This window comes from Cupriavidus sp. CuC1 (assembly GCF_044627735.1).
GTDB lineage: Bacteria > Pseudomonadota > Gammaproteobacteria > Burkholderiales > Burkholderiaceae > Cupriavidus > Cupriavidus ulmosensis.
This window is the reverse complement of the sequence record NZ_JBIUHC010000340.1, coordinates 1-2,553: the sequence shown is the minus strand read 5'-3', so window position 1 is coordinate 2,553 and position 2,553 is coordinate 1. Positions and strand designations below refer to the sequence as shown.

The following is a 2,553-nucleotide window of genomic DNA, read 5'->3' as shown; positions in this document are numbered from 1 at the left end:
TGTGAAAGTAGGTAATCGCCAGGCTCTCCCTTGAAACCCCCCAGTACGAAAGTACTGGGGGGTTTTGCTTTTGCGGCAGCGGTTTCGGAAGCAAGAACGAAACTAGTTTGTCGATGGCCGTAGGGCTCGCATTCCAAGTTTCGCAACGGCGACTACAGCCGTGACCAGTGCACCTGCTGCGATGCCTGTCAGTGCATTGATCAATACAGGACCCAGCATTCCCAGGCCTGCACCGAGCACAGGTACTCCTGCCAGCATTTCAGTTGCGGGCTCTATTAGATGATGCGCAGCAGGAATACCGTGCGCCAGAATTCCGCCGCCTACCAGGAACATCGCCGCGGTCCCGATCACGGATAGCGCGCGCATCAGCCAAGGCGCCAGGCGCAGGATGCCGCGGCCAATGGCCCGCGCGCCAGCAGAGGCCTTCTGGCTAAGGTACAGGCCGGCATCGTCCAGCTTGACGATACCCGCCACGAGGCCATAGACGCCCACCGTCATGAGCAAGGAAATGGTCGTCAGCACGGTTACCTGCGTGCCGAATGTTGCGCCGGATACTGTCCCGAGCGAGATGACGATGATCTCCGCCGACAGGATGAAATCAGTGCGCACCGCACCACGAATCTTGGCCTTCTCGTAGGCACCCATATCCGTCTCGGGATTTGCCGCCTGGGGCGCTCCGGAATCGGGTTTCCCCTCCGCGGAATCGCTATGGAGGAAGCTGTGCGCAATCTTCTCGAATCCCTCATAGCAAAGAAAGGCGCCGCCGGCCATTAGCAGTGGCACGATAGCTGATGGCACGGCAGCGCTGATCGCCAGAGCTGCCGGCACCAGAATCACCTTGTTGCGCAAGGATCCCAACGCTACAGCCCACACGACGGGTAATTCTCGATCTGCTTTCACGCCGCTGACCTGCTGCGCATTCAAGGCGAGGTCGTCGCCTAGCACGCCGGCCGTTTTCTTGGCAGCCACTTTACTCATGGTGGCCACATCGTCGAGGATGGAGGTGATGTCGTCGATCAGCAGAAGCAGGCTGGTGCCGGCCATATTGAAGGCTCCCATGTAGACGCAGAGAAAGCGCCCCGTTACACGCAGAGGGCCGCATGGCTCGATACTGTGCCACAGGCCTCGCAAGCGATGCGGGCCATCGCCATTCCGGGATGGTTTCGTCTAGGGAGTCTGGCAGCTCAGGATGCGAATCCGAGCCGCCCGGGGCATCCGTAAAAAAGGAGACCGCCGGCAGGTTAGCAGGGCGGTCTACGGGAAGTCTCGTCGGGGTCAAGCAACGAGTATCTGAAATATGCCAAAGCGCACGCCTGCTTGCTATCCGCCGTCGGTGGGGGGGCATTTTGATTCTCTTGCCGAAACCGGGGCACAAGAAAGCCTCCATCGGGAGCGAGAGGGGACCTGAATGAGAAAACCAGCAGCAAGTACTTCCGGCTATGGCAAGAACGCAGTCGCATTGGCGCAGCAGTACGAGAGCATCCTGTTCGAGGATGTCCATCGAGACGTACTGCACCTATTCCCATTGGCGCCAAGCAGCATTCTCGACGTCGGCGCCGGGTCAGGCCGCGATGCGGCCGCGCTCGCTCGGCTGGGACATCGGGTTGTGGCCGTTGAACCCACGCGCGAGTTGCGTCGTGAGGGGCAGCGCATTCATGCGGCCTCGCCCATCGAGTGGGTGGACGATGCACTGCCCCACCTATCCAAGATGCGGTCCAGGCGAGAGCATTTTGACCTGATTCTGCTGACTGCCGTATGGATGCATCTTGACGCCGCCGAGCGCCCCGTTGCGATGAAAGCAATCGCGGCGCTGCTAGCGCCGGGCGCCCGCGTCATTATGTCGCTCCGCCACGGGCCGATTCCCCCCGGTCGAAGGATGTTCGACGTTTCAGCCGAAGAGACGCTGGAACTTGGCCGAGCGGTTGGCCTGGCCGAAATCTACAGCGGGCTGCGCAAGGATACGCAGGGCCGGGACTCGGTTTCCTGGAGCGTGATTGCATTGCAGATGGGGTAGCCGAGCCACTAGGGGATGCTCGGATTGGTCATGCTAGGATCCTGGCGAGGGATCCGGGAGATGGTCATGGCTCAAAAGTTGTTCCACGAACTGCCAGCGGATGAGCGCGAGAGTTTCGAGTCGGCTTGCGCGTTGCATGGATTTGTACGAGAGGACTTCGATGTGACCGCGGAGGAGGGCATTGCGCTAACCGGCGGCCCGAGTCGTATCCCGCGCGAAGTCACCGTCGCCCGTGTAATCGGGGGCGAAGTCCGGCGCTATCCTGGCGGAGCCGGGACCTCATGGACGGCGGCGTTCGAGCAAGACCTGGAGCGGGATGTCTTTGGCTTTCCCCTTGCCGACTAATCGAGCGAGCATCGCGCGGGGATGCGTCTCGATGGCGTCGGGTGCCAATCGGCGGCTATTCACTCGCAGCGATTCTTTGACATGAGCCGGTTCGCTGAACCGCCGCCGCTGCCCGTTTGTTACGTCCCGCGCTATTTGAGGGCCGACATCCCGGGCTAATCGAGGTGAAACGACAGTGTTTGTCTCGCGCTGCG

At 61.1% G+C, this 2,553-nt stretch carries 3 protein-coding genes; 2 read left to right on the top strand and 1 reads right to left on the bottom strand.

What is annotated here, in order from left to right; translation table 11 throughout:
• Positions 1-102 precede the first annotated feature (102 nt).
• The gene (locus tag ACGLHR_RS51370; protein ID WP_400103767.1) at positions 103-1,044 is read right to left on the bottom strand and encodes a DUF808 domain-containing protein; all 942 of its coding nucleotides are present in this window, start codon (positions 1,042-1,044) and stop codon (positions 103-105) included.
• Positions 1,045-1,408: 364 nt separating this feature from the next.
• Between ACGLHR_RS51370 and ACGLHR_RS51365 the strand changes: the two genes are divergently transcribed.
• The gene (locus tag ACGLHR_RS51365) at positions 1,409-2,014 is read left to right on the top strand and encodes a class I SAM-dependent methyltransferase (protein ID WP_400103765.1); all 606 of its coding nucleotides are present in this window, start codon (positions 1,409-1,411) and stop codon (positions 2,012-2,014) included.
• A 66-nt stretch (positions 2,015-2,080) separates the two neighbouring features.
• On the top strand, positions 2,081-2,359 hold the full coding sequence (locus ACGLHR_RS51360) for a hypothetical protein (RefSeq protein ID WP_400103763.1): 279 nt from the start codon (positions 2,081-2,083) through the stop codon (positions 2,357-2,359).
• Positions 2,360-2,553: the final 194 nt, after the last annotated feature.